Genomic DNA, 544 nt, shown 5'->3' with positions numbered 1-544 from the left:
AATTTTWWTATGAAATACGCAAAATTTTAGCAACAGGGAGTGAAAGAATTGATTACGATTTTTAGATCTAACACCAGTTAGATTACTAAATTTGCAACTTCATTTTGAAAAGAAAGGAGTTGACAACAAGTTTTACGGTTTTAAATATTATTTTTTATAAAAAAGGAGTGTTTTAATTTATGAAGAAAAGAAATTTAATGAAGAAAACAACAGCTAGCGTTTTATCAGCAGGAATAATTGCTAGCACAATTGTTGTTGGAGCGGTGCCATTTAACGTACAAGCGGCACCAAATCTTACATCATCTGTTCAAAGCCAAGAGTTTATGAAAGACCAATCATTCACTCAATTTGGTCAAAATGTTAATACTGGTTGGGCTTATTTTTCAAGTGGGGGATTCAAAACCTAACAGCATTTAATAATGAATATAAAATCAATGCTGATAGACCTGAAAGAATAGGTTATGTTTCAACGGGTTCATTTAACGGTAGCAGTGTTCTTAATTTAAAAGCACAGGCTCTTATGGAAAATAATTATATTCAAGGG

1 protein-coding gene is annotated in these 544 nt (G+C 31.4%); it reads left to right on the top strand.

Features of this window, described 5'->3' with window-relative positions:
* Positions 1-179: 179 nt before the first annotated feature.
* Positions 180-407: a hypothetical protein gene (locus LFLEISCH_RS14430; protein ID WP_007478155.1), complete on the top strand. Its 228-nt coding sequence runs from the start codon at positions 180-182 to the stop codon at positions 405-407.
* Positions 408-544 lie beyond the last annotated feature (137 nt).

The sequence above is a fragment of the Listeria fleischmannii subsp. fleischmannii LU2006-1 genome (assembly GCF_000344175.1).
In the GTDB taxonomy this organism is placed as follows: domain Bacteria; phylum Bacillota; class Bacilli; order Lactobacillales; family Listeriaceae; genus Listeria; species Listeria fleischmannii.
Note: the sequence above shows the minus strand (reverse complement) of the source record. Positions and strands in the feature narration are given on the sequence as shown.